Origin of the sequence: Curtobacterium sp. VKM Ac-2887, assembly GCF_015350935.1 — a bacterium.
Taxonomy (GTDB): Bacteria; Actinomycetota; Actinomycetes; order Actinomycetales; family Microbacteriaceae; genus Curtobacterium.
Map to the genome: position 1 here is coordinate 93,650 of NZ_JADKSB010000001.1, position 24,534 is coordinate 118,183.

Genomic DNA, 24,534 nt, shown 5'->3' on the forward strand with positions numbered 1-24,534 from the left:
GACCCGCGCGACGTGACGTCGGCGCTAGCGATCGTCCTTCGGGCGGCGCCACCAGGGCAGCTCCTCGTCGGGGATCTGGTCGGTGACGTCCCAGTTCGTCGGACGGGCCGCCTGGGTGGGAACAGCTGCGGGGGCCTCGGGTGCGGCCGGTTCGTCGTCGACGTCGTCCCGTCCGGCGACGAACTCCTCGGTGCTCCACGGGAACGCTGGCTGCGCGTCGGTGTGATCGGGCGTGGACGTCGACGTGGCGGGCCGTTCCGGAGCGGGCGCAGGGCGCTGCTGCTCCGCTACGGCGTCGGCACCGGTCACGCGGTCGCGGAGTCCGCCGGCGCGGTCGCGGAGTCCACCAGCTCGCTCGCGGAGTCCCCCAGCCCGTTCGCGCGCACCGTCGGCGACACCGTGCAGTCGATCGCGCAGGGCACCCATCGCGGCACGTCCCGACGAGCGGGGCTCGGTCGGGCTCTCGTCCGCCAGACGCTCCGAAGCGACGGCGTCGGTCTTCGCCCAGGCCGGCAGTTCCACGTCGTGGTCCGGGTCGCGCGGGGGCGTACGAGGCGCTGCGATGGGCGCGGGCGCGACCGGTTCGTCGGCGATCGGTTCCGTCGGGCTGGTCACAGCGGCGCGCGAGCGGGCAGCGGTCGACCCGTCGTGGGACTCCTCGACCACGAACCGGTGCACGTCGGTGGTCCGTCCCGCGCCGGCCTGGTCGAGCGCGGCGAGCAGCGATCCCGCCCCGGCCTCGGCTCCGGTCCGGTCTGCGTCGTCGTCGTCCGCCTCGGTCCAGCGCTCCCGGGTCCAGCCCCGGTCCGGCAGTCGGACGAGGTCGCTGCCCGCGGCGAGGGCGATGACCGCCGGCAGGCCGATCTCGAGCGCGGCGAACCCACCCACCACCAGGGCGTGCGGGCCGACGTCGGCCAGTCGTCCGGGGCCGAACGATCCGGACGACACCCAGGCGATCAGCCCGGTCAGGACACCGGCGACGATGCCCGTCGCGACACCGGCGAGCGCTCGGTGGGGTGCGGAGTCGGCGTTCCCCAGCACACGGACGAGTCGCGGGCGCATCGAGCCGCCGATCGCGAAGCCGGCGATCACCGGTACCAGGATCCAGACCAGGCCGAAGGTGTGGCCCGAGGTCGGCAGTGCGCCGAACACCGGCAGTCCGGGGATCGGTCCGAGGGTCGTGGCGATCGGGGACACGCTCGAACCGGTGCCGATGGCGAACCCGGGGCCGATCAGCCACGACGTCGCCCACCCGACGAAGTCCGGCAGGAACGCGAGCTGCCCGACGGTGAGGGCGATGCCACCGATCACACCGGCGTGGGACTGCTCGTACAGGGTGATCACCTCGGCGAACGAGGTGAAGAGCAGGAACGCGACGACGACCCCGGCGAACGCGACGACGACTCCGGTGGCGGCGGTCCCGGCACGGAGACCGAACCCGGCGATCGCACGCCAGAGCACGGGCACGCGGTCGAGCAGGTCGAGCACACGCTGGGTGGCGGGGTCCGCCGGCAGGTCCCGTCGTCGTCGGCAGACCTCCGAGCTGACGAGCGCCGGGATCCCGAACCACAGCGCGGGCAGGACCACGGCCTGCCAGATCGTCGGCTGCGTGGCAGCGGAGGTCGACGACAGCGCGACGCCGAGGCCGAGCGCCGCGACGACCGCCGTCCCGACCAGCAGGCCGGTGGTGCGGTGCTCGGTCTCCGCGAAGCGTCGACCGGCACGGGCGCCGAGCCAGGCGGTCACGACCGCGAAGCCGAGCGCCGCCAGCGTCACGTGGATGGGGTCGGCGGCACCGCTGACCCCGGAGCTCTTCGCCAGCGCGGACCCGAGCAGGAACGAGACGTCGACGCCGTGGCCGACGAGCCAGACGCTGCCGGTGGCCTTCCAGAACACGTCCCAGTCGATCTGCAGGCCGTACTCGAAGCCCCACAGCAGGGTGAGCGGGACCAGTGCGATCCCGATGCCGACGCCGACCGTCACGACCGCCTCGATCGCGGCGAGCAGAGCGGTTCCCAGGCGGTTCATCGCAGTGAGGATACGTGGCAGTCCGGCTCTCGGCCGTGAGCCGCGCGGCTCCGCAGCAGACTCAGCGGGTGGTCCCGGACGGACTCAGTTCCGACGGCGCCCGCTGATCGTGATGATCTGCCACGCGACGACCGCGATGCCGATCGCGAATGGCCAGGCGATCCACCGATCGAGTCCGATGAGTCCGCCGACGAAGAGCGCGCACATCAGGGAAGCAACCGACACAGCGACCGCGATGGGCGTCTGGCCAGTGCGACCGTCGACCTCGGTCACGTAGCCCGGTCGCCGTTCGTAGTCGGCCGGGTCGTAGATCGCCGGGTCGTGCGGCATGTCGATGTCCTCGCGCCGCAGGCTCGGGTTCGTGCGAGAACGCGGCAGGAGGAATGCAGCCCACGTGAACCACGCACCGAATGCGATCAGAGCGATGGCGATGCTCCAGAGGTGCACGCCTCCCGGGGTGTCGACCGCACGGATCGGGGTGGCGAGGAAGCCGATGCCGACCAGTGCCGACACGAGCCCGACCACGATCCCCAAGCGTGCGGGTTCACCCCGCTGCCCGCTCCGCTCGACCACGCCGCGATGCTACCGGTGCCGCGGGGACCCCACGCAGAACACCGGTGCTCGTCGGACGAACACGCGCATGACGCGGTCCGACGAACGAACACCGGTGTTCAGCGGAACGGACGAACCGCTAGCGGGCGACGACCTCGCGCAGCAGCGCAGCGGTCTCGGACGGCGTCTTGCCGACCTTCACGCCGGCGGCCTCGAGCGCCTGCTTCTTCGCCTCGGCGGTGCCGGCGGAACCGGACACGATCGCTCCGGCGTGGCCCATCGTCTTGCCCTCGGGGGCGGTGAAGCCCGCGACGTAGCCGACGACCGGCTTCGTGACGTGCGCCTTGATGAACTCGGCTGCGCGCTCCTCGGCGTCGCCACCGATCTCACCGATCATCACGATGGCCTCGGTCTCGGGGTCGGCCTCGAACGCGGCGAGCGCGTCGATGTGCGTCGTCCCGATGACCGGGTCGCCGCCGATGCCGATGGCGGTCGAGAAGCCCAGGTCCCGCAGCTCGTACATCATCTGGTAGGTCAGGGTGCCCGACTTCGAGACGAGGCCGATCGGTCCCTTGCCGGTGATCGTCGCCGGGGTGATGCCGACGAGCGACTCCCCCGGGGTGATGATGCCGGGGCAGTTCGGGCCGATGATGCGGGTCTTCCCGCCGAGCGCCTTGGCGTGTGCCCAGAACTCGGCGGCGTCCTGCACGGGGATGCCCTCGGTGATGACGACGACGAGCGGGATCGCGGCATCGATGGCCTCGAGCACGGCGTCCTTGGCGAACGCCGGCGGCACGAAGACGATGGAGACGTCGGCACCGGTGGTGTCGATGGCCTCGCGCACGGTGCCGAAGACGGGCAGCGACACGTCACCGTGGGTGACGGTGGTGCCGGCCTTGCGGGCGTTGACGCCACCGACGACCTGGGTGCCGGCCTTGAGCATGAGGGCGGTGTGCTTGGTGCCCTCGCCGCCGGTGATGCCCTGGACGATGACCTTGGAGTCCTTGTTGAGGAAGATCGACATGGTCAGTCCCTTCAGGCCGCGGCAGCGGCGAGTTCGGCGGCCTGCTCGGCCGCGTCGTCCATGGTCGCGGCGACGGTGACGAGCGGGTGCGCTGCCTCCGCCAGGATCCGTCGGCCCTCTTCCACGTTGTTGCCGTCCAGACGCACGACGAGCGGCTTGGTGGCCGCGTCGCCGAGGATCCCGAGGGCGGCGACGATGCCGTTCGCGACGGCGTCGCAGGCGGTGATGCCGCCGAAGACGTTCACGAAGACGCTCTTCACCTGCGGGTCGCCGAGGATGACGTCGAGGCCGTTGGCCATGACCTCGGCCGAGGCGCCGCCGCCGATGTCGAGGAAGTTCGCGGGCTTCACGCCGCCGTGACGTTCACCGGCGTAGGCGACGACGTCGAGCGTCGACATGACGAGGCCCGCACCGTTGCCGATGACGCCGACCTGGCCGTCGAGCTTGACGTAGTTCAGGCCGTGGGCCTTCGCCTTGGCCTCGAGCGGGTCCTCGCTCGCGGAGTCCTCGAGGTCCTTGTGCGCGGGGTGGCGGAAGTCGGCGTTCTCGTCGAGCGAGACCTTTCCGTCGAGCGCCAGGATCTGGCCGTCGCCGGTGCGGACGAGGGGGTTCACCTCGACGAGCGTGGCGTCCTCGCCCTTGTAGACGTCGTAGAGCTTCGAGAAGACGTCGGCCACCTGGTCGACGAGCTCCGCCGGGAACCCGGCCTGCTCGGCGATCGCGCGACCGGCGGCCGCGTCGATCCCGGTGAGCGGGTCGACCTCGACGCGGGCGAGCGCCTCGGGCTTCTCGACGGCGAGCTGCTCGATCTCCATGCCGCCCTCGACGCTGGTGAGCGAGAGGTAGGAGCGGTTGGCCCGGTCGAGCAGCACGGAGAAGTAGAACTCCTCGGCGATGTCGGCGCCCTGGGCGATCATGACGCGCTGCACGGTGTGGCCCTTGATGTCGAGGCCGAGGATCGCCTGGGCGTGCTCGAACGCCTCGTCGGGGGTCTTCGCGACCTTGACGCCGCCGGCCTTGCCGCGCCCACCGACCTTCACCTGGGCCTTGACGACCACGACGCCACCGATCTTCTCGGCCGCCGCTCTCGCCTCTTCCGGGGTGTCGGCGATGATCCCCTGGAGGACGGGGACGCCGTAGGACTCGAAGAGGTCCCTGGCCTGATACTCGAAAAGATCCACGCTGTTCTTCTTCCCGCACGGTTCGTGCGATCGGCATCGGTTTCCCGGTCGCGCACTCCACATCGAGGGTCGCTCGATGTCGAGACAACGGCCGTCACGCAGCCTAGCGCGGCGACATGGACGTCGAGACAACGGGCGGCGCGGGACGCAGGGGAAGGCGCGGTCGCTCGACCACCCGTCGGCGACCGCGCTCCACTCCCCCGAGCACCGGCAGTGTGCACGGCCGTCGTGACGGGGAGGTGTCCCGCAGGTGAACTCGCGCACCCTGGACGCCGCTCTCACCGATCCGGCGTACACCGGAAGGCCCGAACCACCGGCAGGCCCGAACCACCGGATGGCCCGAACGAAGGAGCGCGCATGACCGCGGAACAGAACCAGCAGGCACAGGAACGACTCGGCGAGATCCTGGAGGCGCGGGCCTTCGACCGCTTCCCCGAGGTGTGGGCCGAGGACGTCGTGGACCACGACCCCGCGCCCGACCAGCAGCCCGGTCTCGCGGGGATCGTCGACTTCTGGACCGAGTTCACCACCGCGTTCCCGGACCTCACGCTCGAGCCCGACCCGCTGGTCGTCACGGACGACTACATCACCGCGGTGTTCACGATCCGCGGCACCCACACCGGTCCGTTCCAGGGCCACGCGCCGACGGGTCGCACCTTCGAGGTCCGCGGCATCCAGGTCTCGAAGTTCCGTGACGGCAAGATCGCCGAACGCTGGGGCGCGACCGACGAGAAGGGCCTGGCGGAGCAGCTCGCGCTCGGCTCCGGCGACGTCCACTTCGTCAGCGCCTGAACACCATCGGACACCCGGCACCACCCACACCCAGGAGGACACCATGAGCGATCCCGGCATCAGCCCCGTCGACGACTTCGAGGCCCAGCAGCGCCGCGACGACGACATCGACCGCGAGCACGTCGGCCCGTACGAGGTGGACGAGTCCGAGGAGTCCCTCGAGACCGTGACGAACGACGCGGTCGCCGGCGAGACCGTCGAGCCGCAGCCCGGTGACGGTACCGACGACGGCCCGACCGGCGGATCTCCGCGCGAGGGCTCCCCCGACCTGTGGGAGCACGACGCCGACGAGGACCGGCCGGACCTGGGGGGCGACCTCGGCACCAAGCCGCTCTGATCCGCATCCCCTGATCAGCGCCTCCCCCAGCGATCCGCGGAACACGGCCCGTAGCATCGGGCCGTGTTCCGTCGTGTCCGAGCCAGCGTCCGCAGCATGCCGTCGGCCGCCCGCCTGGTGGCGATCGCGGCGATGCTGCTCGTCGCGGCCTCCGCACACCTCGCCGCGCAGTCCGAGCCGGCAGGTCGATGGGTCCTGCTCCTCGCGGTCGCGGTGGTCGGAGCCGTCGTCACCGGAGCACCGAGCCGCCTCTGGCCGCTCCCCGCGATCTGGCTCGTGGCCACCCTGCTCGCCCTGACGGGCGACGTCCGGGTGGACGGCACGTACCTGGTGATCGCCCTCGTGACCGGCGCGGTCGGGCTCGTCGCGGCGATCGCCGCTGACCTCGTCCCCGTCCTGCGGGCGCGACGCCGACGGGGTGGACCGTGACCACCCCACGGCCTGGAGGCCCGGTGCCGGGCCCGCCACGTCCCTCCAGTCACGGCCGTCACCCCGCTGGCGCGGTGCGCCGGAACCGGCTGGTGGGGCCCACCTCCCGTCCGTCGTCCGGTCGCGTCCACGACCGCAACCTGCGTCGCTTCCTCGGTGACAGCACACCCGTGGCCGCGGGCGGCCGCGCCATCCTGCTGCAGATCGCCGACCCGGTCGTCGCGGCGGGGGTCCGCCGGCACTCGGACTTCGCCCGCCGACCGCAGCAGCGGCTGGCCCACACCCTGATGTTCGTGTACGCCGTCGTCTCCGGCACGGAGCGTGACGCCGCGATCGCCGCGGGTTTCGTGAACCGGGCCCACGCCCCCGTGACCGGCGCGGACGACGTCGACCGGCAGCTGTGGGTGGCCGCGACCCTGTTCGACTCGGCTCGTCGGGCGCACGACCTGTTCGGCGCTCCCGTCACGGCGGAACGCGCCGAGGCCGTGCTCGCCGCGTACGCCCCGATCGCGACGACGCTGCGGGTGCCCGCCGAGCGCTGGCCGACCTCGGTCGCGGCCTTCGACGAGTACTGGGCCGACGCCCTCGAGCGGCTCGAGGTCACCGACGACGCCCGCGGGGTGGTGCGTGACCTGCTCCACCCGCGGTTCGCGCCGCTCTGGGTGCGTGCCGCGATGCCGCTCGTCCGGATCGTCACGGTCGGGATGCTGCCGGAACGGCTGCGGACCGCGTACGGGTTCGCGTGGGGGCCGCGCGAGCACCGTCGGTTCCAGCGGACGGTCGCCGTGGTCAGCGGGGTGCGGTCGGTCCTGCCCGGGGCCCTGCTGCGGCTGCCGGGTCCGCTGCTGCTGCGGGCGATGCGCCGGACGGCCGGGCGACACGCCACGGTACGGTAGCGGGCATGTCGGTCGACCACTTCGCCATCACGGTCCCGCGCTCCTGGTTCGAACTGCCCGTCGAGCCGGAGCGCCGCGACGACCGGATCAGCGCCCTCGTGCAGGAGCGCATCGAGGACCAGCGCGAGCTCTGGGACCACCGCACCGAGATCGTCCGCGCCCTCCGTCGGTTCGCGCGGTCGGCGTGGGACAGCGGTGCCCGGTACTGCGCGGCCTTCGCCGAGCCGAGCGAGGACGGCATCGTCTCCGGCGCCCTGACCGTCACGGTCCTGCCCGCTCCCGAGGCCGGCGGCGACCCGCTTGCTGCCCTGACCGACCACGTCGCCGCGCTCGGCGGTGACGACGACGGCATGCACGTCGACGTGCACGAGGTCCCCCGGGTCGGCCGGGTGCCGCGCGTCTGGGGCGTCTCGACCGTCCAGGCGCCGGACGGCCGCGGCTCGTTCGACGTCGTGCTCATGCAGACGTTCGTGCCGGCGGGTGACCAGGTCGCCCTGGTGAGCGTGTCCTCGCCAGCGACCGACCTGGCCGAGCCGCTGTACGAACTGTTCGAGACCGTGACCGACACCTTCGAGCTCATCGACTCGGCCACGGTCGGCGTCGGGGTCGACTGATGCGGATCTGGCCGTTCCGGAAGCGTCGGAAGCCCGTCGAACCCGTCGTCGAGCGGGTCACCGTCGACGACCTCGCGCGGATGGCGCAGCGCGGCGAACTCGCCCGCGCGGTCGTCACGCCGCCGCCGGCTCCCCGCGCCAGCGCCGACCGGGTGCGGGCGACCGTCGCGCAGCTGCCCGGGCGTCCCCTGGGCTCCGCCGGTGGCACGGCTCGCCGTGACGCGGCTCCGGCCCGGCAGACCGCGGCGGCCGTCCTGGTGCTCGACGACCACCAGCGGGTGACCGTGTCCGGTGGCGGGCTGATCGGCCGTGACCCGGCGAGCGCCCACCCGGACGGCGGCTACGCGCACATGATCGCCCTCGAGGACCCGGACAAGCTGCTCAGCCGCACGCACCTGGAGTTCGGCTTCGGTGCCGAGGGCTCGCTCTGGGTGCTCGACACGGCGTCGGCGAACGGGGTCGAGCTGCAGCGGCCGGGGTTCCCGGCGACGATGGTGCCGCCGGCGCAGCGCACCGTGGTGCAGCCGGGCGACGTGGTCGTGTTCGGCGGCCACACGCTGCGCGCCGAGCCGCAGACCGCGCTGGTCGGCGAAGCCCCACTCGGCTGACGCCGGCGCGCGACCTCGCGCCGCCTCCGTCAGTCGGCGGCCACCTGCACCAGCCGCAGCGCCTGGTCGGCGTCGTTGAGCAGTGCCCGACCCGGCACCCGGTCCTGCGTCACCAGGCTCTTCGACAGCTTCGTGCCGATCAGGTCGCCGTCGACGGTGCTGAGCGGCGCGAGCAGCATCCCGCGACGGGCCTTCTTCGCGTCGACCTGCCAGCCACGGAACCCGCTCGCGACGCCCTCGACGTCGCCGGCGATGACGAGCCCGACCGAACGGCCCCGGTCGGAGTCCATGACCGCCCGGAACACCGGTTCGGCCGGGGTCTCCTTGAGCGCCTCGGCGTCGTCGACGAGCACGAGCGTGAAGCCGTCCGAGCCGGTGTCGATCGCGGCGGAGAGGCCCTCGGCCCCGATCTCGCCGTCGGTGACCACGGTCGCGCGCGGGGCGCCCTCGAGCGCCCGGAGCGGGGAGTCCCGCGGCGTGACCGCGACGACCGACCCACCTGCGGACAGGACGTGCCGGGCCATCGCGACGAGCGCGGTGCTCTTGCCGGAGCGCGGGCTGCCGGCGACGATGAACACCGGGGTGTCCTGCACGAAGTCGTGGGTGAAGAGCCGGAGCTCGTCGCCGCCGACGCCGAGCGCGACCCGGCCGACCGAGGCGTCCGTCGAGGGCAGGTACCGCGCGGCCTCCTCGAACGTGATGGACCGCGGCAGGACGTCGATCCGGAACGGCTTCGGCACGGTTGCTGGGACGTGGGCGCGGACCTCGTCGCCGATGCCGCGGATCGCCGCCGCCTGGTCGCGTCCGCCGAGGCCGCCGGGCAGCACGGCGACCTGGGTCTCCGTCGCGGTGGCGTTCCGGAAGCCGCGGCCGGGCGGGATCGACTCCGGCAGCTTCTTGCCGTTGATGCCCTCGTAGTTGTAGTCGCCGCGGTCGGCCAGGGCGAGCAGCAGCTTCCGCTCCACCTGGCTCGACATCCGGCCGGAGGTCAACGTGCGGTCCCCGGAGACGATCAGGTGCACGCCGACGCCGACGCCCTCGCGCAGCAGCGTCTGGACGGCGTCGTGCAGCGCACCGTTCTCGGCGTCGGCCAGGGTCGCCATGAAGCTCTCCCACTGGTCCAGGAACACGACGACGTGCGGCAGCGGGGTGGTGTGCTCGTCGGACCGCTGCTCGGCGATGGACGAGTACCCGCCGCTCGCGAAGGCGGCCTGGCGCTCCTGCACGGTGCGGAGCAGGATGCCGAGCAGCCGCGAGACCCGGTCGGGCTCGTGCCGCTGCACCACGGCACCGCAGTGCGGCAGGGCCCCGAGCGCGAGCAGGGCGCCGTTGCCGCAGTCGATCCCGTACATGTGCACGTCACCGACGCCGAGGCGCAGGGCCATCGCACCGGCCAGGGTGCGGAGCGTCTGGCTGCGGCCGGAGCGCGGCGACCCGATGACGAACAGGTGGCCGTCGGCGTCGAGGTCGAACACGGCGGGGCGCTGCTGCTGGTCGGCGGGGTGGTCCTCGATGCCCCAGGCCACGGCGAGCGGCGGCAGCTCGGCGGCACCTGCGGCACCGGCGGCTTCGACGTCGTCGAGTCCGACGACCGCGCCGAGGGGCGGCAGCCAGGGCTTCCGCTGGTCGGGGGTCCCGAGGGCTCGGGTGGCGTCGCCGATCGACGCGACGAGGACGCTCAGGTCGGTGACCTCCACGTCGCTGGCGGCGGCCTCGACGGCTGCCGGGCGTGGGGCTGGTTCGCTGTACGAGGCGAAGGTGAGTTCGCGGACCAGGGCGGGCCGGGCCTCCTGGTCGTCCGTGCCGGGCCGACGCCCGCCCACCCGACCGGACTGGAAGGGCAGCAACGAGGCCGCGCCGAGCCGCACGTACGCGCGACCGGGCGTCGTCTTCGCGATCCGCGCGGCGTCGTTCGCGCCGATGACGTCCTGGCTCTCCGACTGGTCGGTGACGCGCAACGCGATCCGCAGGTTCGTGTTGGCGCGGATCTCGGGCGACACGACACCGCCGGGGCGCTGCGTGGCGAGCACGAGGTGGATGCCGAGCGAGCGCCCGCGCTGGGCGATGTTCACCAGGCCCTTGACGAAGTCCGGGAGCTCGCGGGCGAGCGAGGCGAACTCGTCGATGACGATGAGCAGCCGCGGCAGGCTCGGGATCGCGTCGCCCGACGCCGCGCGCTTCGCCTGCAGGTCCTGGTAGTCCTCGAGGTCCTTCGCGCCGACCTCGGCCAGGGCGTGCTCGCGGGTGCGCAGTTCTGCGCCGAGCGACTCGAGCGCCCGCTCCACCTGGTGGGTGTCGAGGTCGGTGACCATGCCGACCGTGTGCGGCAGGTCGACGCAGTCCTTGAACGCCGCACCGCCCTTGTAGTCGACGAGCACAAAGTTCATTTCGTCCGGCCGGTTCGCGACGGCGAGCGACGCGACGATCGTCTGCAGCAGCTCGGACTTGCCGGAACCGGTCGTGCCGGCGACGAGTCCGTGCGGACCGTCGTTCCGCAGGTCGATCGCGAACGGCCCGTCGATCGAGGCGCCGATGACGGCGGTCGTGCTGCGTCCGCCGAGCAGCCAGCGGGCCTGCACGGCCTCGGACGTCGGCGGTTCGAGCTGCAGCACGTCGAGCAGCCGCGCCGACGACGGGATGGCGCCGTCCTGCACGTCCGGGCTGGCGTCGACGATCGGCGACAGCGACCGGGCGACCCACTCGAGCCAGTCCTGGTCGACCAGGTCGGGTCGGGCATCGTCGATCCGCTCGCTGCGCTGCTGCGTGACCCGGATCCGGTCGTCGCGGACCACGACCACGGCGTCGCACTCCTCGGGCAGGAGCCGCTCGTCCAGGTCGAGGCAGATGCTGAACACCCCGACCGACGGCCCCTCCTTCAGCACCTGCACGAGCGACGGCATCGCACGCAGGCGTCGGGCGCCGTCCATCACGACCACGATCTCGTCGGCCGGCGGCGTCTTCTTGCCGATGCCGGCTTCCTTCCGGGCGTCGATGACCGCCGCGAGCTCGGCGATGGCCCGCGCGGTCGTTGCGGCGTTCGAGGCGATGCTCGTCATCGGCTGGTCGGCGCCGTCGCGGCGGACGTGCGGCAACCAGGACATCCACTCCCACAGCGCGGTCCGGGTGGTGTCGGTGAGCAGCGTGAAGGTGACGTCCTTCGGGCTCTGCAGCGTCGCGAGCTGCGCGACCACCCAGTTCGCCAGCCGTCGGGCGTCGTCGTCCGGGCCGGCGATGCCGATCACGCCACGCTCCGCCAGGCGGATCCGGACCGGCACGTCGGTCGCGTCCCACGCGACGGTCCGCTTGTGCGACAGCTGTTCCGGGTCCTCGATGGTCACCTCGGACCGTTGCGTCGCCGTGCCGACACGGACGAGCAGGTGGTCGGGGTCGGTCCGACGCCGCTCCCACAGGCGCGGCAGCGGCGTGACCGCCGTCTCGTAGACGGCGGCCGGATCAGGAGCGCTCGCGATCCAGCGCGCCCGTTCGGACTGGAGGCTCTCGGTCGCGTCCGCCTCGATGCGCGCCTTGGTGTCCTCGTACTCCACGATCCGCTGGCGGTACGTCTTCTTGCCCTGACGGCGACCCTGGAGGCCCGTGATGATCATCAGGATCGGCGACAGCAGGGCGATGAGCAGGTAGATCCAGCGACCGGTGGTCGACACGAACATCACGGCCATGCCCATCGGCGCCAGCGCCATCAGGATGGGCAGCGCCCGCGCCGGGGGTTCGGTCGGCGGGGCCGGCAGCTGGTAGCGGGTGTGCTCGTCGGGCGGCAGGATGCGCGGCGGGCGGTTGTACTCGAGCGACATGCCGTCGTCGGCCAGGGACAGGTGCGCCCCACGGTCCGGCGCCCGACCGAAGCCGAGCAGGACCCCGCCGATCGCCAGCTGCGCGGTCTCCGGCCAGTCGGTCTCCTCGGTGACGGCAGCACCGTCGAGCACCGCCCCGGCGAAGCCGTTCGCCGGACGGACCTTCGCGCCGTCGGCCGTGACCGACACGAGCAGGGCGACCTCCGGTACGGTCTCGGCCCCGGTGGCCTCGGCCTCGACCTCGGCGGTGGTGCTCACCGGGATGCGCACCGTGGCGTTCGTCGCCGTGCCGATCGTCACCGTGCCGGTGCCCACCCGCACGATGGTGCCGGCGTGCAGGCCCGAGACGATCCGGATCTCGGCGTCGGTCAGTGGACGGAGCGGCTGCGGCGGCACCTGCTCGAGGCTGCGGGCCACGACCACGCCCTCGCGCACACCGGACTCGGCGACCGTCGCCGCCAGGTCGAGCGGCTGCTCGCCGACGAAGTACGCCGGGGTCCGTCCGGAGGCCACGACGTCCGTCGCGATGAGGCGTTCGGCCTCGGCGACGAGCTCGCCGACCGCACGGGTGTCGTCCCCGTCGACGTAGACGTTGGCGGTCTGACCGCTCTCGCGGTCGACCATCGTGAACGTGAAGGTCATGGCATCCCCCGTAGCATTGACTACATGTCGCAGGACGATGGTAGTGTCCCCTGCAACACGCCCCGTTGGGGGGACATGACGAAACTCCGGGGAAAGGGAGTCACACCGTGGCGAACATCAACGTCTCGTACGCAGACCTCGAGGCAGCAGCCTCCGACCTCAAGGCGGGTCAGGCGGACATCGAAGACCGTCTCTCCGCCCTGCAGCGCAAGATCCAGCAGCTCATCTCCGACGGCTACGTCACCGACAAGTCGTCCGTCGCGTTCGGCGAGTCCTACGACGAGTTCAACCGTGGCGTGACCCAGACCGTCCAGGGGCTCGAGGGCCTGTCGACGTTCCTGTCGAAGGCGTCGCAGACCCTGTCCGAGACGGACGAGTCGCTCGCTTCCGGCCTCAAGGGCTGACACCGCTGACGACCCCGTGTCCCGCGATCACGTGGGGCACGGGGTCGACGCGGTTCCGGTGGCGGTGGCTTCCGGTTCGTGATCGGGGAGGGATTGTTCCGTGGCTTCGAGACTGCTCGTTGACCTGATGGGGCTCGGGGAGCTCCAGACCGACCTGTCGACCGTGCACAGCACGCTCGAACAGGCGCACAAGCGCGTCGACGCGTCCGACGACGAGATCGGCTCGGGCACCGTGCAGGACGCCCTGCACGACTTCGACCACCGCTGGGGCGACAAGCGCGACAAGATCAGCGACTCGACGAAGGCGCTGGCGGACATGCTCAGCGCGTCCGTCGAGACCTACACCGAGACCGACGAGCAGCTCGCACAGGCACTGCAGGTCAACGACGAGAACGGCGGCGGCGGACCCGCTGCCTCGAGGGCGGAGTAGTCATGGGGCGGCCGTCGGGGTGGGATGTCGTCGATCAGGGTGATGATCCGGTCAAGGGGGATCCGTCGACGTTGCGGATGATGTCGCGGGAGTACCAGCGCATCTCCGACGCCGCGGATGACGCCTCGACCCGGCTGAAGTCGGTGAAGGGGTCCGGGTGGCTGACCGACTGGGAGGGTGAAGCGGCCGATGTGTTCGTCGACGCGATCGAGGACACCCCGTCGGACCTGACCAAGCTCGTCGACTCGTACGAACTCGCTGCGACGGCGTTGTCGGGGTGGGCGGACACGGTCGATGACACCCAGTACCGGGCTGATGGTGCGCTCGCGGACGCGAAGGACGCCTCCGGGGACCTCGCCGCGGCGCAGGACCGGCTCTCCGATGCGCAGTCGAACCTGTCGCACTACCAGTCGGCATCGTCCGACCTGTCGAAGGTCGCGGACGAGTACCCGGCCGGGTCCGAGGTGCCCGACGGGGTGGACGTGCCGTCACCGGCGCAGTTGCGGGCAGCGTCCGACAATGCCTCCGTCGCGCAGGGCTCCGTGTCGTCCGCGCAGGGCGACATCGCGGCGGCGCAGTCGCGGATCGACGCGGCGAAGCGACTCGTCGCCGATGCGAAGGGTGACTGGCAGGACGCGGAGCAGCGGACCGCGACGAAGATCGGTGAAGCGGCCGACGCGGGGCTGGGGAAGCAGTCCACGTGGGACAAGATCTTCGGGTCCGAGGCGTGGGAGACCATCGTCTCCATCGCGAAGGTCGTCGTCGCCGTGGGCGGGATCATCGTCATGATCATCGGCGGGCCACTCGCCTGGATCGTGCTCGGCGCAGCCCTGCTCGTCCTCGCCGACACCCTGTACAAGATGTCGAAGGGCACCGCCGACGGGTGGGATCTCGCCTTCGCGCTGCTCGACTGCATCCCGGGGATGAAGGGGATCACCACCGCGGCGAAGATCGGCGAGGAGTTCGCGAAGGGCGCCTCACTCGCTGCCAAGTTCAGCTCGGCCGGTCGACACGTCGCCTCGGAGAGCCGACAGCTGTTCGCGCCGGGTCTGCACCTGGTCAACAACCTTCGCCACGGTGCCGCACTGCGCTCGGTCGAGTCGCTCCGCGCCCTCGCCGTGCACGGCGGTTCCGCGGCGGTCGGTGCACTCCGACGTCCGGGCGACGGCTTCATCGCCTCGGTCCGGTCGATGCCGGAGATCGCGAACAAGGCCACGCAGGCGTACTGGGACAACGGCGGGTCCTCCCTCGCCGAGCTCGCGCGGCACTGGCAGGGTGGCAAGGGCGGCTTCCAGAGCGGCTACCTCGGTGTCGACCGCTGGGCGAACGGCGACGCCGACGCGCTCGTCGGGCAGACGCTCCAGATCAGCGGACCGGGGCACGGCAACTTCTACGTCCCCGACGGCACCATGCACGCCGGCGGCAGCGCCTCGAACTACAGCGAGTCCGTGCAGGTGGGCGTCCAGTCCCACGCCGGTCACGACGGCGTCCCGGCAGGAGCTTCGACGCACCCCGACTACCGCAACACCGGCGACAGCTACCTGGTGAACCAACCGCTGCCGCACGCCGAGGGCACCGCGCAGGCGAACACCCAGTTCGGCGGTGGCGGGCAGCACCAGCTCTTCACGGACAAGTCGACGAGCGACCTGGTGAACACCGGCGTGCTCAGCCCGGTCGACCAGGCGGGGAACGTCGTCCCCGACGGGATGAACCAGGTGCTGATGGACCCGGCCACGCGGAGTCCACAGCCTGGGGTCCTCACGACGAACCAGTACGCGAACGCGCTGCACGACCTCGGCTCGCGCGGGCCGGCCGTCGCGGCGGGCATCGTGACGGCGCCGTGGGACATCAGCGAGGCGACGCAGTCCGTCCAGGACCGACTGCGGTGACCCGTAGCGGCGTCACCCGGGCGGGTCACGAGCTCCTGGACCGTTCACCGTCCTGGAACGCCCTGCCCGAGCGCGCCGCGGACGGCCGGTGGACCATCACCGACACCGTCGACCCACTGTGGCCGGAGTACGGCGCGAGCCTGCGACTGCTCAACGCCCTGTCGGACGATGGCCACGAGGTCGAGGACCTCGACGGCACGCTGTTCGAACGCGGGCGACAGGTCGTCGTCCCGCGCGCGGCGCTCGTCCACACGACTTCCGCACCCGCGGTCCTCGAGTCGGTGGCCCTGCCGGACTCGTTCCACGTCGCATCGTTCGCCGTCGACGGCCGGACCGACGCGAACATCGAGGACGGCTGGCGGAACGAGTACGAACCGCGCCGCTTCCGCACGACGTTGAGCCCGGACCGAGCAGCGATCGACCGCCACGAACCCGGGGTGGTGCCGACGACGGTGTCCCGCATCGAGAAGACCGTGGAACCCCTGCCGGCCGATGCCCGCGGAACGTACACCGTGCCGTCGACCGGCCCGTACGAACAGGGTTGGGGCAGACTCGCTCCGATCGTCCGCACGATCGGCGATCTCGGGTACGACGTCCGTCCCGACCTCGGCGCGTACACGACGCTGTCCGGTGTCGTCCGCCCGACGTGGGGCACCGAGATCCGCGGAGCCGACGACTGGGCCGATCTGCTCGCCCGGTTCGTGTTCCCGCAGGGCGTCCAGTCAGAGGTACTCTCCGACGGGTACGCGATCATCCGCGACATCCCCCACCCCGGCGACCCGCTGCACCCGACGTTCGCGCTCGTGTTCGCACCCCCGACGGCGGCACGACCGAGCCTGTTCGCGAGGATCTTCTCCTGATGAGCACCACCACGAACCTCACCTCCGCACAGCGACGCGCCCTGATGGTGCGCTCGCGGTTCGCGTTCGCAGCTGCCGAGGTCGTCGCGCTCCGACACGACGAGCAGGGAATCCCACTCGGCGTCGTCAGCCCCGAGGGCATCCCCCTCGCGCTGGCCTTCACCGATCCCGCAGCGGCCGTCGCGCGCATCCCGGCCGGGGTCGCCGCGACGCCGCTGTCACTGCCGATGTCACGTCTGGTCGCCGGCCTGCCCACTGACTGGGGTCTCGTGCTCGACATCGACCAGCCCTACCCGCAGGTCGTGCAGCCAGACGAGAAGCAGACGGTCATCGCCGCGGGTGGTCCGTTCCCCGACGGAGCCGAGGTCACGCTCCGCCCGGCACCGTCCGCGTCCCAGGGGTTCTCCGACGCGCTCGCGGAACGAGCTCCGCTCACGCCTGGCGTGGTCCGCGTGTGGCTGTTCCGCCACGGCGTCGACATCGTGCCCGAGGACCTCATGGTCGTGGTGGCGACGGCGGACCGTGACGCCGCGTTCGCCTTCTCCGAGATCGTGTTCGAGGTCGCACGCGCGCACGACGTGCCGGTGCCGGTCCTCACCGCCTGGATCGACGAGCTCCCCGTCGAGCACGCCACGTGGGTGCGTCAGCAGCAGCCGCTCGCGCACGTCGAACGGCGCTGAGCCCGATGCACCGTGGACACCCGGCGGTCGTGGTCCAGCGGGTCGGCGGAGCCGGGACGCAGTGCATCTCCAGCGACACACTCCGCCAGCGCGAGGCCACGGGCTCGGTACGGTTCGTCATCGACCCGGCGGGCCCGTCCCGCGCCGGTACGGAGTTCCTCCCACCTCCTCGGCCGCCGGTGCTCGCCACGCTCCGGTCCGTGACGCCGACGCCGCTCGGGACGGCCGCCGGCCTCTGGGCCGCGATCACCGCCGACACCGTCTCGCCCGGGCGGTCGCTCATGCTCCGTTCGGGTCGGTGGTCGCTCCCCGTGGTGCTGGCCCGAGACCCCCGGGCGACGGCTGCGGCGATCAGACACGCCCTCGGCGACCGCCCGCACCCGGCGATCTTCGTGGTGGAACGTCCCTCAGGGCTGCCGCGGCCGTGGCGGGCTGGAGCGCAGGCAGCGATCGAGACTGCGTTCTTGTCCTCCTGACAAATACCGTGGTACGGTCGAGCCATGGCAGTCGAACTCAGCACCTGGGACGCCCAGGGCAACCAGACGACAGCGACGTTCTCCACCATGCGGTTCCCCGCCGGTGAAGCCCACGTCAAGGTCGCGAACGACACCGCCGAGCCGGGGAGACTCACCGAGATCGCGACCCTGCGCGGCACGAGCGGCGACGACCTGATCATGCTCGGCATGTGGGCGGACGCCGTGCGGCAGCGCGGATCGAGGTCCGTCGCGCTCGTCCCCTACCTGCCCGGAGCCCGGCAAGACCGCGGCTTGCCGTTCGGCGCGAAGGTCTACGCCGACGTCCTCAACGGCTTCCACCTCGACCAGGTCATCGCGTTCGACCCGCACTCGCCGGTCATCGTCGGTCTGGTCGACAACCTGACCGTCGTCACGAGCGAGCAGGTCGTCCGTGACGCCGTGGTCGGCGCACCCGAGCACGACGGCGGCGACCCGTACACCGGCATCATCGCTCCGGACAAGGGCGCGGTCCCCCGTGCAACCGCGGTCGCCGAGGCGTGCGGGCTGCCGCTCTACCGGGCCGAGAAGCACCGCAACCCCGACACCGGCAAGCTCGACGGCTTCACCTGCGAACCCCTGCCCGACACCGGCCGGTTCCTGGTGGTCGACGACATCTGCGACGGCGGCGGCACGTTCATGGGGCTCGCGGGCTCGACGGGCCTGCCCAAGGAACGCCTCGGCCTCTGGGTCTCGCACGGCGTCTTCTCCGGCCGGGCAGCACAGCTCGCCGACCACTTCGGCGAGATCGTCACCACCGACTCGTACCCGGCGCAGAACGCCATCGACGGCCTGCGCACGATCGCACTCACCCCCTACCTGACGGAGCAGATCCGATGACGCAGACCACGAGCACCACGACCAGCACGAGCACCGGGATCGAGCCGCGCATCACCACGGCGAGCCCGATCGCGCCGCTGCTGGCCGTCGACGGTTACAAGCACTCGCACCGGCAGGTCTACCCGGCCGGCACCACCCGCATCCTGATCAACTGGACGAACCGGTCGAACGCGCACATGCCCGAGTCGACGCACGCCGTGGTCTTCGGGCTGCAGGCGTTCATCCAGCGCTCGCTCGTCGAGGCCTGGGCACCGTTCTTCGCGGCGGACGAAGACGAGGTCGTCCGGCTCTTCGATGAAGCACTGCAGAGCTACTTCGGCCCGAACCACATCGGCACCGACCACGTCCGGGCCCTCCACCGCCTCGGCTCCCTGCCCCTCGAGATCCGTGCGCTGCCCGAGGGCACCCTCGCACCGATCGGCGTCGCGACCCTCACCGTCGAGAACACGATCGACGAGTTCTACTGGCTGCCCAACTACATCGAGACCGCCCTGTCGGCGTCGATCTGGCACCCGTCGACGGTCGCGACGAAGGCGCTCGAGTACCGCGACCTGATGGAGGACTGGGCCGCCCGCACCGGCGCGGTCCCGGCCGGCATCGACTTCGCCGCGCACGACTTCTCGTTCCGTGGGCAGTCGAGCATCGAGTCTGCCGCAGCGGGTGGCGCGGGCCACCTGCTCTCGTTCCTCGGCACTGACTCGATGCCGTCGCTCGACTTCATCGACCGCTACTACCCGGGCGACAACGGTTGGGTGGCCGCGAGCGTGCCCGCCACCGAGCACAGCGTGATGTGCGTCCGCGGCGCCGACGGCGAGCTGGCGACCTTCGAGCAGATCCTCGACGTGTACCCGACGGGCATCGTCTCGGCGGTCAGTGACGGCTTCGACCTGTTCAAGGTCATCACCGAGACCCTGCCGCAGCTCAAGGACCGCATCACCGGTCGTGACGGCAAGCTCGTGATCCGACCCGACTCGGGCGACCCGGTCGACATCGTCACCGGCACCGTGCACGGTGTCGACGAGGCGGAACTGTTCGCCGCCGACCGCAGCCACGAGCAGAAGGGCGTCGTCGAACTGCTCGACGAGATCTTCGGGCACACCGTGAACGAGCAGGGCTTCAAGGTCCTCGACCAGCACATCGGCGTCATCTACGGCGACAGCATCACGCTCGACCGTGCCCGTCGCATCTACGAGCGCCTGGCCGCCAAGGGGTACTCGAGCGACAACATCGTGCTCGGCATCGGGTCGTACACGTACCAGTACATGACCCGCGACAACCTCGGCAGCGCGGTCAAGGCCACGTGGGCACTCGTCGACGGCGAGCCCGTCGACATCCAGAAGGACCCGAAGACCGGCAGCGGCAAGAAGAGCGCGAAGGGCCGCATCGCCCTGCACCGCGACGAGACCGGCGAGATCCGGCAGACGGACCAGGCCACGGCCGACGACGAGGCGACCAGCCTGCTCCAGCCGGTGTGGGTCGACGGCCGCTTCACGCGCCTCCAGTCCTTCGCCGACGTCCGCCAGACGCTCCGCGACGAGCGTTCGGCTCGTGCCACCCGCCGGGGGGCCACCGCGTGACCGATGCCGCAGCGGCGATCCGCGACCAACCGCTCATCGCGATCGACGTCGTCCCGGTGTCCTTCGTGACGACGGACGGTCTACGGGTCGCCACCGCGCGTCGGGCGTACGCACCGTACGCCGGACAGGAAGCGCTCCCCGGCGTGCTCCTCGACGGCACCGAGATCCTCGCCGACGGTGCGCGGCGCGCCCTGCGGACCAAGACCGGCGTCGGCCCGGCAGCGGTGCGCCACCTCGCGCAGGTCGGCGCGTTCGACGGACCCGACCGCGATCCACGGAGCTCCGCGATCAGCATCGCGTTCCTCGCGGTCATCGACCCGGCAGCGCACGCCGACGCAACGTGGCACGAGGTCGGCGCGCTGCCGCTCGGACTGCCGTTCGACCACGACCGGATCGTCGACTCGGCGCTCGAGCGCGCACGGGTCCTCCTCTGGTCTGACCTGCCGTTCACACGAGCGCTGCTCGGCGATCCGTTCACCACGGCGGACGCCGCTCGGCTGCGGATCGCCCTGACGGGGACCACACCGGACCCGGGCAACCTCAACCGGACGCTCCGTACGAACACCGCGCTTGCCCGGGTCGACCTCCCAGCGAGTGCGGGACCCCGGGGCGGGCGTCCCCCGGCAGCCTGGACGTGGCAGGACTGAGCACGGTTGGGTGGACCCATGTCCTCCTCCCTGTCCGGTGACGCCTCCCTGCACCTGCCCGAGTTCGACGCACCCCCGGCGTCGCCGCTCGACCTCGCGCAGCGGTGGCTGGATGCCGCGGACGAACGCGACGTCTCCGAGCCGAAGTCGATGACCCTCGCCACGGCCGGAGCGGACGGCCGGGTGTCCGCCCGCACGGTCGACGTGAAGCGACTCGACGACCGCGGGCTCGTGTTCGGCACCTCGACGCTGAGCCCGAAGGGTCGTCAGCTCGCCGACAACCCGCACGCGGCACTCCAGGTCTACTGGCGCGAGACCATGCAGCAGCTCCGGTTCGAGGGCCGGGCGGTGCAGCTGTCCGACGACGAATCCGACGCGCTGTTCGCCGACCGGTCGCCGAAGTCCCGCGCCGCCACCGCCATCGCGGACCAGTCTGCCGTGCTCGAACCGCGGACGCTGCAGGACTTGATCGACGACGCCAACGTGCTGCTCGACGAGTCCGACGACGCCGTCCCACGGCCGGCCGGGTGGGTCGCGTGGCGGCTCGAGCCCGACGTGGTGGAGTTCTGGCACGGCAGCCGCGACCGGATGCACCGCCGCTTGCAGTACGTGCTCGCCGACGGCGCCTGGTCGGCCACCCGCCTGCAGCCGTAGTCGAGTCCGCTCCCGGTCAGTCCCGCTGCCACCACGACGGCTTCGCGGACTCGACGGTGATCGTCAGCGACCGGGCGTCGTCGGACTTCCTGGCCACCACGAACACCGTCGCCGTGGGGTCGGTGGTCCGCACGCGCCACACCGGCCATGTGTGCGGACCGAGCTTCGGGTCGTACCAGGGCCCCGGTCCGTTGTCGGTCTCGACCAGCGCGCGCCGAACGCTGGCCGGGTCGAGTTCGGGAACGCCAGCAGCCCGTGCCTGCGTCAGGACACGAGCGACACCGGCATCGACGGCCGTCGACCGCGCGGCCCGGGCCAGCCGTAGCCGGCGTCGCGTGACCAGGTACCCGAGGGCGATGAGCCCCGCGGCAACCAGCACCGTGCCGACCAGGACCACTGCGGTACCGCGGTCTCTCGGCCGGTCCGCGACGACGACTCCCCCGACGAGGACCGCCCCGCCGAGCAACAGTCCGGCGCCTCGGATGCGCCTGACTGGTCGGAATGCACGGCGCCAGGTCTGATCCGCGTCGACGACGTCCCCGATGTCGACCGTGACCTCGTCCATCGCGCCGCCCCCGCCCGTCTGCACCAGGCCAGTCTCCCGCACCCCGCACCGGCGCCGCTCCGGCTGGTGCGAGGTTGACCACTCCGTGCGCGCTTCTTGCGCTGCACGGAGTGGTCAACCTCGCACCGAGTAGGTCCGCCGTCCGCCGCGCAGCCCCTACCGTCCGATCGGGTTCGCCATCGCCCCCGCCCGGATGAGCGACGACGACTGGTCCGCCAGGTCGACCATCGACAGGGTGTTCCGCAGCTGTAGCCGGTTCAGGCAGGAGTGCTCGAACGTCGGCACCCGCAGGTCCAACGGCCGGCGGCGGTCCGGGTGCGCGGCGGCGTGCGCGTCGATGCACTCCCCTACGACCTCCCAGAACCGGCCTTCCGGCAGCGCTCCGTCGTCGTCGAGGATCGCCGCGACGAACCGCAGCACCCCGTCGAACACGTCGGTGAACACCGCAAGGGCCGCTTCGTCGTCGGACACCGGGTGCACGATCCGGTCGATGTCGGCGGGCACGGGACGATCGTCGTGGCGCCCGAGCACCGCTGCCTCTTCCCCGATGTCCTTCATGACGGCACGGACAACGGCGCCGTCGTGGACGACGAGCACGAGGTTCTCGCCGTGCGGCATGAACACCAGGTCGTGCACGGTCAGGCAGTGCACGACGGGCAAGAGGTAGGCGTCGAGCCAGCGCCGCACCCACTCGTCGGCAGGCAGCCCCGATGCCTCGATCAGCGCCGAGACGACGGCGTTCCCCGAGGCGTCCCGGTGCAGCAACGCCGCCATCGTCAGCAGTCGCTCGCCGTCCGTCACCCGCGGCAGCGGGCTCTCCCGCCACAGGGCCGCGAGCATCTTGCGCTGCGGCGACGACACGTCGACCCGGTGGTACGCGTCGCCGGTGTAGCCGATGGCGGCGTGCTCACGGAGCACCGAGAACCCGACCGAGGCCAGCGTCGGGTCGGCGCTGACGATCGACTCGACCCAGTCGTTCACCGCCGGAGTGTTCCGCATGTACGCGGGCGACATCCCCCGCAGGAACCCCATGTTCTGCACGGCGAGCGCCGTCTTGACGTACGAGCGCGTCGGGTCCGAGCGGTCGAACGCGGTGCGGATCGACTGCTGCGGCTGGTACTCGTCCGGCCCCTCGCCGAGGTCGACGAGGTCCTGCCGCCCCAGGTCGGGTGCGAACGTCACGGCGATCCGGTGCTGCCACTGCCAGGGGTGCACGGGGATCCACACGTAGTCGTCGGGGTCGAGGCCCCGACGTTCCAGCGTGGCGCGGAACCCGGCCACGACCGCTTCGGGGAGCTCCGCCTGCCAGTGCATCTGCTCCGTCCGGTCGGCGGCGAGCGCCAGGTGCGTGTGCTCCCGTCGGGCGGCGAGCCACCGGTACCGGAACCGGCCGCCGACCTCGGGTGCGAAGGCCCGGTACTCGTCGAGTCCGAACCCGATCCGCCCGTTCGCGGCGACGAACGCCGGGTGACCCTCGGTCATCGCCGCCTCGACGTCCTGGAACGAGGCGACGGCAGCCTCGACGGACGAGCCCGCAGCGGACCGACCACGCGCGAGCTGCGCGGCGGACGGCCCACCCCTCCGGTGCTTCGCAGCGGCGCTCGCCAGGGTCGAGGCGATCTCCTCCAGGTACGTGCCGAGGAGCTCGTCGGGGATCCCGAGCACCTCGTGCAGTTCGAGCACGAAGTCCTGCGCACTGAGCGACGCCGGCGTCCCAGCGCGAGTGCGCGTCAGCGAGGCTTCGTCGATCGACCAGTGCTCGAGCACGTGCTGGCGTGCCCGGAACCGGTAGGTCGAGTCCCCCGCGTCGAGCCGCCACCCCTCCGCGTCCGGCACGGGTGCGATCAGCCGCTCGTGGGTGAACTCGGCGATGGCCTTCGCCACCAGGTGGCGTTCAGCGGGTTCCAGGTGCTCGGGTCGCAGGTGCGCGGCCGGACCGTCGTCGTCGGGCACGCCGATCCGGTCGGTGTCGAGCACGGACAACAGTGCCCGCTTGCCGTCGACGTCGACCTGGCGCAGCGCGCGGAAGCCCACCTCGGCGTTCTTCGCCTGCACCGCGGTGTTCCGCACGTCCGGCTCGACGACGACCCGCCGCGCGCCGAGGACGTCGCGGCAGTGCACGACGACGGCGCGCATCACGGCGCTCGTCAGTCCGTGCACGCGGCCGCCGGCCGGCACCGATGCGACGAGCAGGTGCATGCCGACGTCGCCGGGCTCCGCCGCCCACACGTCGGTGAGCAGGACGGCGGCGGGGTCGTAGGTCTCGACCAGGAAGCACGGCTCACCGTCGCGTCGGCCGAGCCACGCAGCCTGCGCCGGGTCCGCCTGCACGCCGGTCAGGTAGTCCCGGACGCCGTCCACGTCGAGGTCGCCCATCTCCCACCACGACGACGCCGGGTGGGCGAGCCACGACTGGACGACGGCGGCGTCGCGTTCCGGGACCACGGGTTCGACGGCCAGGAGGCCCGGAGCAGCTCCGGCAGACACCGTCGCCTCGGGCGCACCGGCCAGTGCAGTGCGCCTCACATCTGTGCCTGTCAGATCGGCGCCCGTCACGTGCGCGC

23 protein-coding genes are annotated in these 24,534 nt (G+C 71.8%); 16 read left to right on the top strand and 7 right to left on the bottom strand.

Features of this window, described 5'->3' with window-relative positions; all coding sequences use genetic code 11:
- Window positions 1-24 precede the first annotated feature (24 nt).
- From ITJ69_RS00420 to sucC, 4 genes are all read right to left on the bottom strand, one after another.
- A complete protein-coding gene (locus ITJ69_RS00420; protein ID WP_194671707.1) occupies window positions 25-2,028 on the bottom strand; it encodes a DUF6350 family protein in 2,004 nt (667 codons plus the stop codon).
- 84 nt (window positions 2,029-2,112) lie between these two features.
- Complete coding sequence (locus ITJ69_RS00425; protein ID WP_194671708.1) at window positions 2,113-2,601, bottom strand: hypothetical protein; 489 nt, start codon at window positions 2,599-2,601, stop codon at window positions 2,113-2,115.
- Between the two features lie 118 nt (window positions 2,602-2,719).
- On the bottom strand, window positions 2,720-3,604 hold the full coding sequence (gene sucD / locus ITJ69_RS00430; protein ID WP_159570483.1) for a succinate--CoA ligase subunit alpha: 885 nt from the start codon (window positions 3,602-3,604) through the stop codon (window positions 2,720-2,722).
- A gap of 11 nt (window positions 3,605-3,615) precedes the next feature.
- Complete coding sequence (gene sucC, locus ITJ69_RS00435; RefSeq protein WP_123671459.1) at window positions 3,616-4,785, bottom strand: ADP-forming succinate--CoA ligase subunit beta; 1,170 nt, start codon at window positions 4,783-4,785, stop codon at window positions 3,616-3,618.
- Between the two features lie 357 nt (window positions 4,786-5,142).
- On the opposite strand from sucC, the gene ITJ69_RS00440 reads away from it, so the two are divergent.
- The 6 genes from ITJ69_RS00440 to ITJ69_RS00465 all read left to right on the top strand — a co-directional run bounded on the left by ITJ69_RS00440 (window position 5,143) and on the right by ITJ69_RS00465 (window position 8,461).
- A complete protein-coding gene (locus ITJ69_RS00440; RefSeq protein WP_123293224.1) occupies window positions 5,143-5,577 on the top strand; it encodes an ester cyclase in 435 nt (144 codons plus the stop codon).
- A gap of 43 nt (window positions 5,578-5,620) precedes the next feature.
- On the top strand, window positions 5,621-5,914 hold the full coding sequence (locus ITJ69_RS00445; protein WP_123340961.1) for a hypothetical protein: 294 nt from the start codon (window positions 5,621-5,623) through the stop codon (window positions 5,912-5,914).
- Between the two features lie 63 nt (window positions 5,915-5,977).
- Window positions 5,978-6,343 (top strand): hypothetical protein, encoded by a 366-nt coding sequence (locus ITJ69_RS00450; protein WP_194671709.1) that lies wholly within the window; start codon window positions 5,978-5,980, stop codon window positions 6,341-6,343.
- Window positions 6,344-6,435: 92 nt separating this feature from the next.
- On the top strand, window positions 6,436-7,239 hold the full coding sequence (locus tag ITJ69_RS00455; RefSeq protein WP_194671710.1) for an oxygenase MpaB family protein: 804 nt from the start codon (window positions 6,436-6,438) through the stop codon (window positions 7,237-7,239).
- A gap of 5 nt (window positions 7,240-7,244) precedes the next feature.
- A complete protein-coding gene (locus ITJ69_RS00460) occupies window positions 7,245-7,853 on the top strand; it encodes a hypothetical protein (protein WP_194671711.1) in 609 nt (202 codons plus the stop codon).
- Window positions 7,853-8,461, top strand: coding sequence for an FHA domain-containing protein (locus ITJ69_RS00465; RefSeq protein WP_123293218.1), 609 nt, complete (start codon window positions 7,853-7,855; stop codon window positions 8,459-8,461). The genes ITJ69_RS00460 and ITJ69_RS00465 overlap by 1 nt, the downstream gene beginning before the upstream one ends.
- A 29-nt stretch (window positions 8,462-8,490) precedes the next feature.
- On the opposite strand, the gene ITJ69_RS00470 is transcribed toward ITJ69_RS00465, so the two are convergent.
- On the bottom strand, window positions 8,491-12,912 hold the full coding sequence (locus ITJ69_RS00470; RefSeq protein ID WP_194671712.1) for an FtsK/SpoIIIE domain-containing protein: 4,422 nt from the start codon (window positions 12,910-12,912) through the stop codon (window positions 8,491-8,493).
- A gap of 107 nt (window positions 12,913-13,019) precedes the next feature.
- On the opposite strand from ITJ69_RS00470, the gene ITJ69_RS00475 reads away from it, so the two are divergent.
- The 10 genes from ITJ69_RS00475 to ITJ69_RS00520 all read left to right on the top strand — a co-directional run bounded on the left by ITJ69_RS00475 (window position 13,020) and on the right by ITJ69_RS00520 (window position 21,405).
- The gene (locus ITJ69_RS00475) at window positions 13,020-13,316 is read left to right on the top strand and encodes a WXG100 family type VII secretion target (protein WP_071404660.1); all 297 of its coding nucleotides are present in this window, start codon (window positions 13,020-13,022) and stop codon (window positions 13,314-13,316) included.
- 100 nt (window positions 13,317-13,416) lie between these two features.
- On the top strand, window positions 13,417-13,746 hold the full coding sequence (locus tag ITJ69_RS00480; protein WP_123936922.1) for a DUF6507 family protein: 330 nt from the start codon (window positions 13,417-13,419) through the stop codon (window positions 13,744-13,746).
- Window positions 13,747-13,748: 2 nt separating this feature from the next.
- On the top strand, window positions 13,749-15,635 hold the full coding sequence (locus ITJ69_RS00485; RefSeq protein ID WP_228504461.1) for a WXG100 family type VII secretion target: 1,887 nt from the start codon (window positions 13,749-13,751) through the stop codon (window positions 15,633-15,635).
- On the top strand, window positions 15,632-16,495 hold the full coding sequence (locus ITJ69_RS00490; RefSeq protein ID WP_194671714.1) for a hypothetical protein: 864 nt from the start codon (window positions 15,632-15,634) through the stop codon (window positions 16,493-16,495). The genes ITJ69_RS00485 and ITJ69_RS00490 overlap by 4 nt, the downstream gene beginning before the upstream one ends.
- A complete protein-coding gene (locus tag ITJ69_RS00495) occupies window positions 16,495-17,175 on the top strand; it encodes a hypothetical protein (protein ID WP_123936925.1) in 681 nt (226 codons plus the stop codon). Before ITJ69_RS00490 ends, ITJ69_RS00495 begins: the two co-directional genes overlap by 1 nt.
- Window positions 17,176-17,180: 5 nt before the next feature.
- Window positions 17,181-17,651, top strand: coding sequence for a hypothetical protein (locus tag ITJ69_RS00500; protein ID WP_194671715.1), 471 nt, complete (start codon window positions 17,181-17,183; stop codon window positions 17,649-17,651).
- A gap of 24 nt (window positions 17,652-17,675) precedes the next feature.
- Entirely contained in the window at window positions 17,676-18,527 is an 852-nt protein-coding gene (locus tag ITJ69_RS00505) for a phosphoribosyltransferase family protein (RefSeq protein ID WP_159570510.1), read from the top strand.
- On the top strand, window positions 18,524-20,104 hold the full coding sequence (locus tag ITJ69_RS00510; RefSeq protein WP_131922730.1) for a nicotinate phosphoribosyltransferase: 1,581 nt from the start codon (window positions 18,524-18,526) through the stop codon (window positions 20,102-20,104). The genes ITJ69_RS00505 and ITJ69_RS00510 overlap by 4 nt, the downstream gene beginning before the upstream one ends.
- A complete protein-coding gene (locus ITJ69_RS00515) occupies window positions 20,101-20,751 on the top strand; it encodes an NUDIX hydrolase (RefSeq protein WP_194671716.1) in 651 nt (216 codons plus the stop codon). The genes ITJ69_RS00510 and ITJ69_RS00515 overlap by 4 nt, the downstream gene beginning before the upstream one ends.
- A gap of 18 nt (window positions 20,752-20,769) precedes the next feature.
- Window positions 20,770-21,405, top strand: a complete 636-nt coding sequence (locus tag ITJ69_RS00520; protein WP_194671717.1) for a pyridoxal 5'-phosphate synthase — start codon at window positions 20,770-20,772, stop codon at window positions 21,403-21,405.
- Between the two features lie 16 nt (window positions 21,406-21,421).
- Here ITJ69_RS00520 and ITJ69_RS00525 read toward each other — a convergent pair whose 3' ends face one another.
- Both ITJ69_RS00525 and ITJ69_RS00530 read right to left on the bottom strand, forming a co-directional pair.
- Complete coding sequence (locus tag ITJ69_RS00525; RefSeq protein WP_194671718.1) at window positions 21,422-21,994, bottom strand: hypothetical protein; 573 nt, start codon at window positions 21,992-21,994, stop codon at window positions 21,422-21,424.
- 132 nt (window positions 21,995-22,126) lie between these two features.
- Complete coding sequence (locus ITJ69_RS00530) at window positions 22,127-24,496, bottom strand: GNAT family N-acetyltransferase (protein WP_323742862.1); 2,370 nt, start codon at window positions 24,494-24,496, stop codon at window positions 22,127-22,129.
- Between the last annotated feature and the right edge of the window lie 38 nt (window positions 24,497-24,534).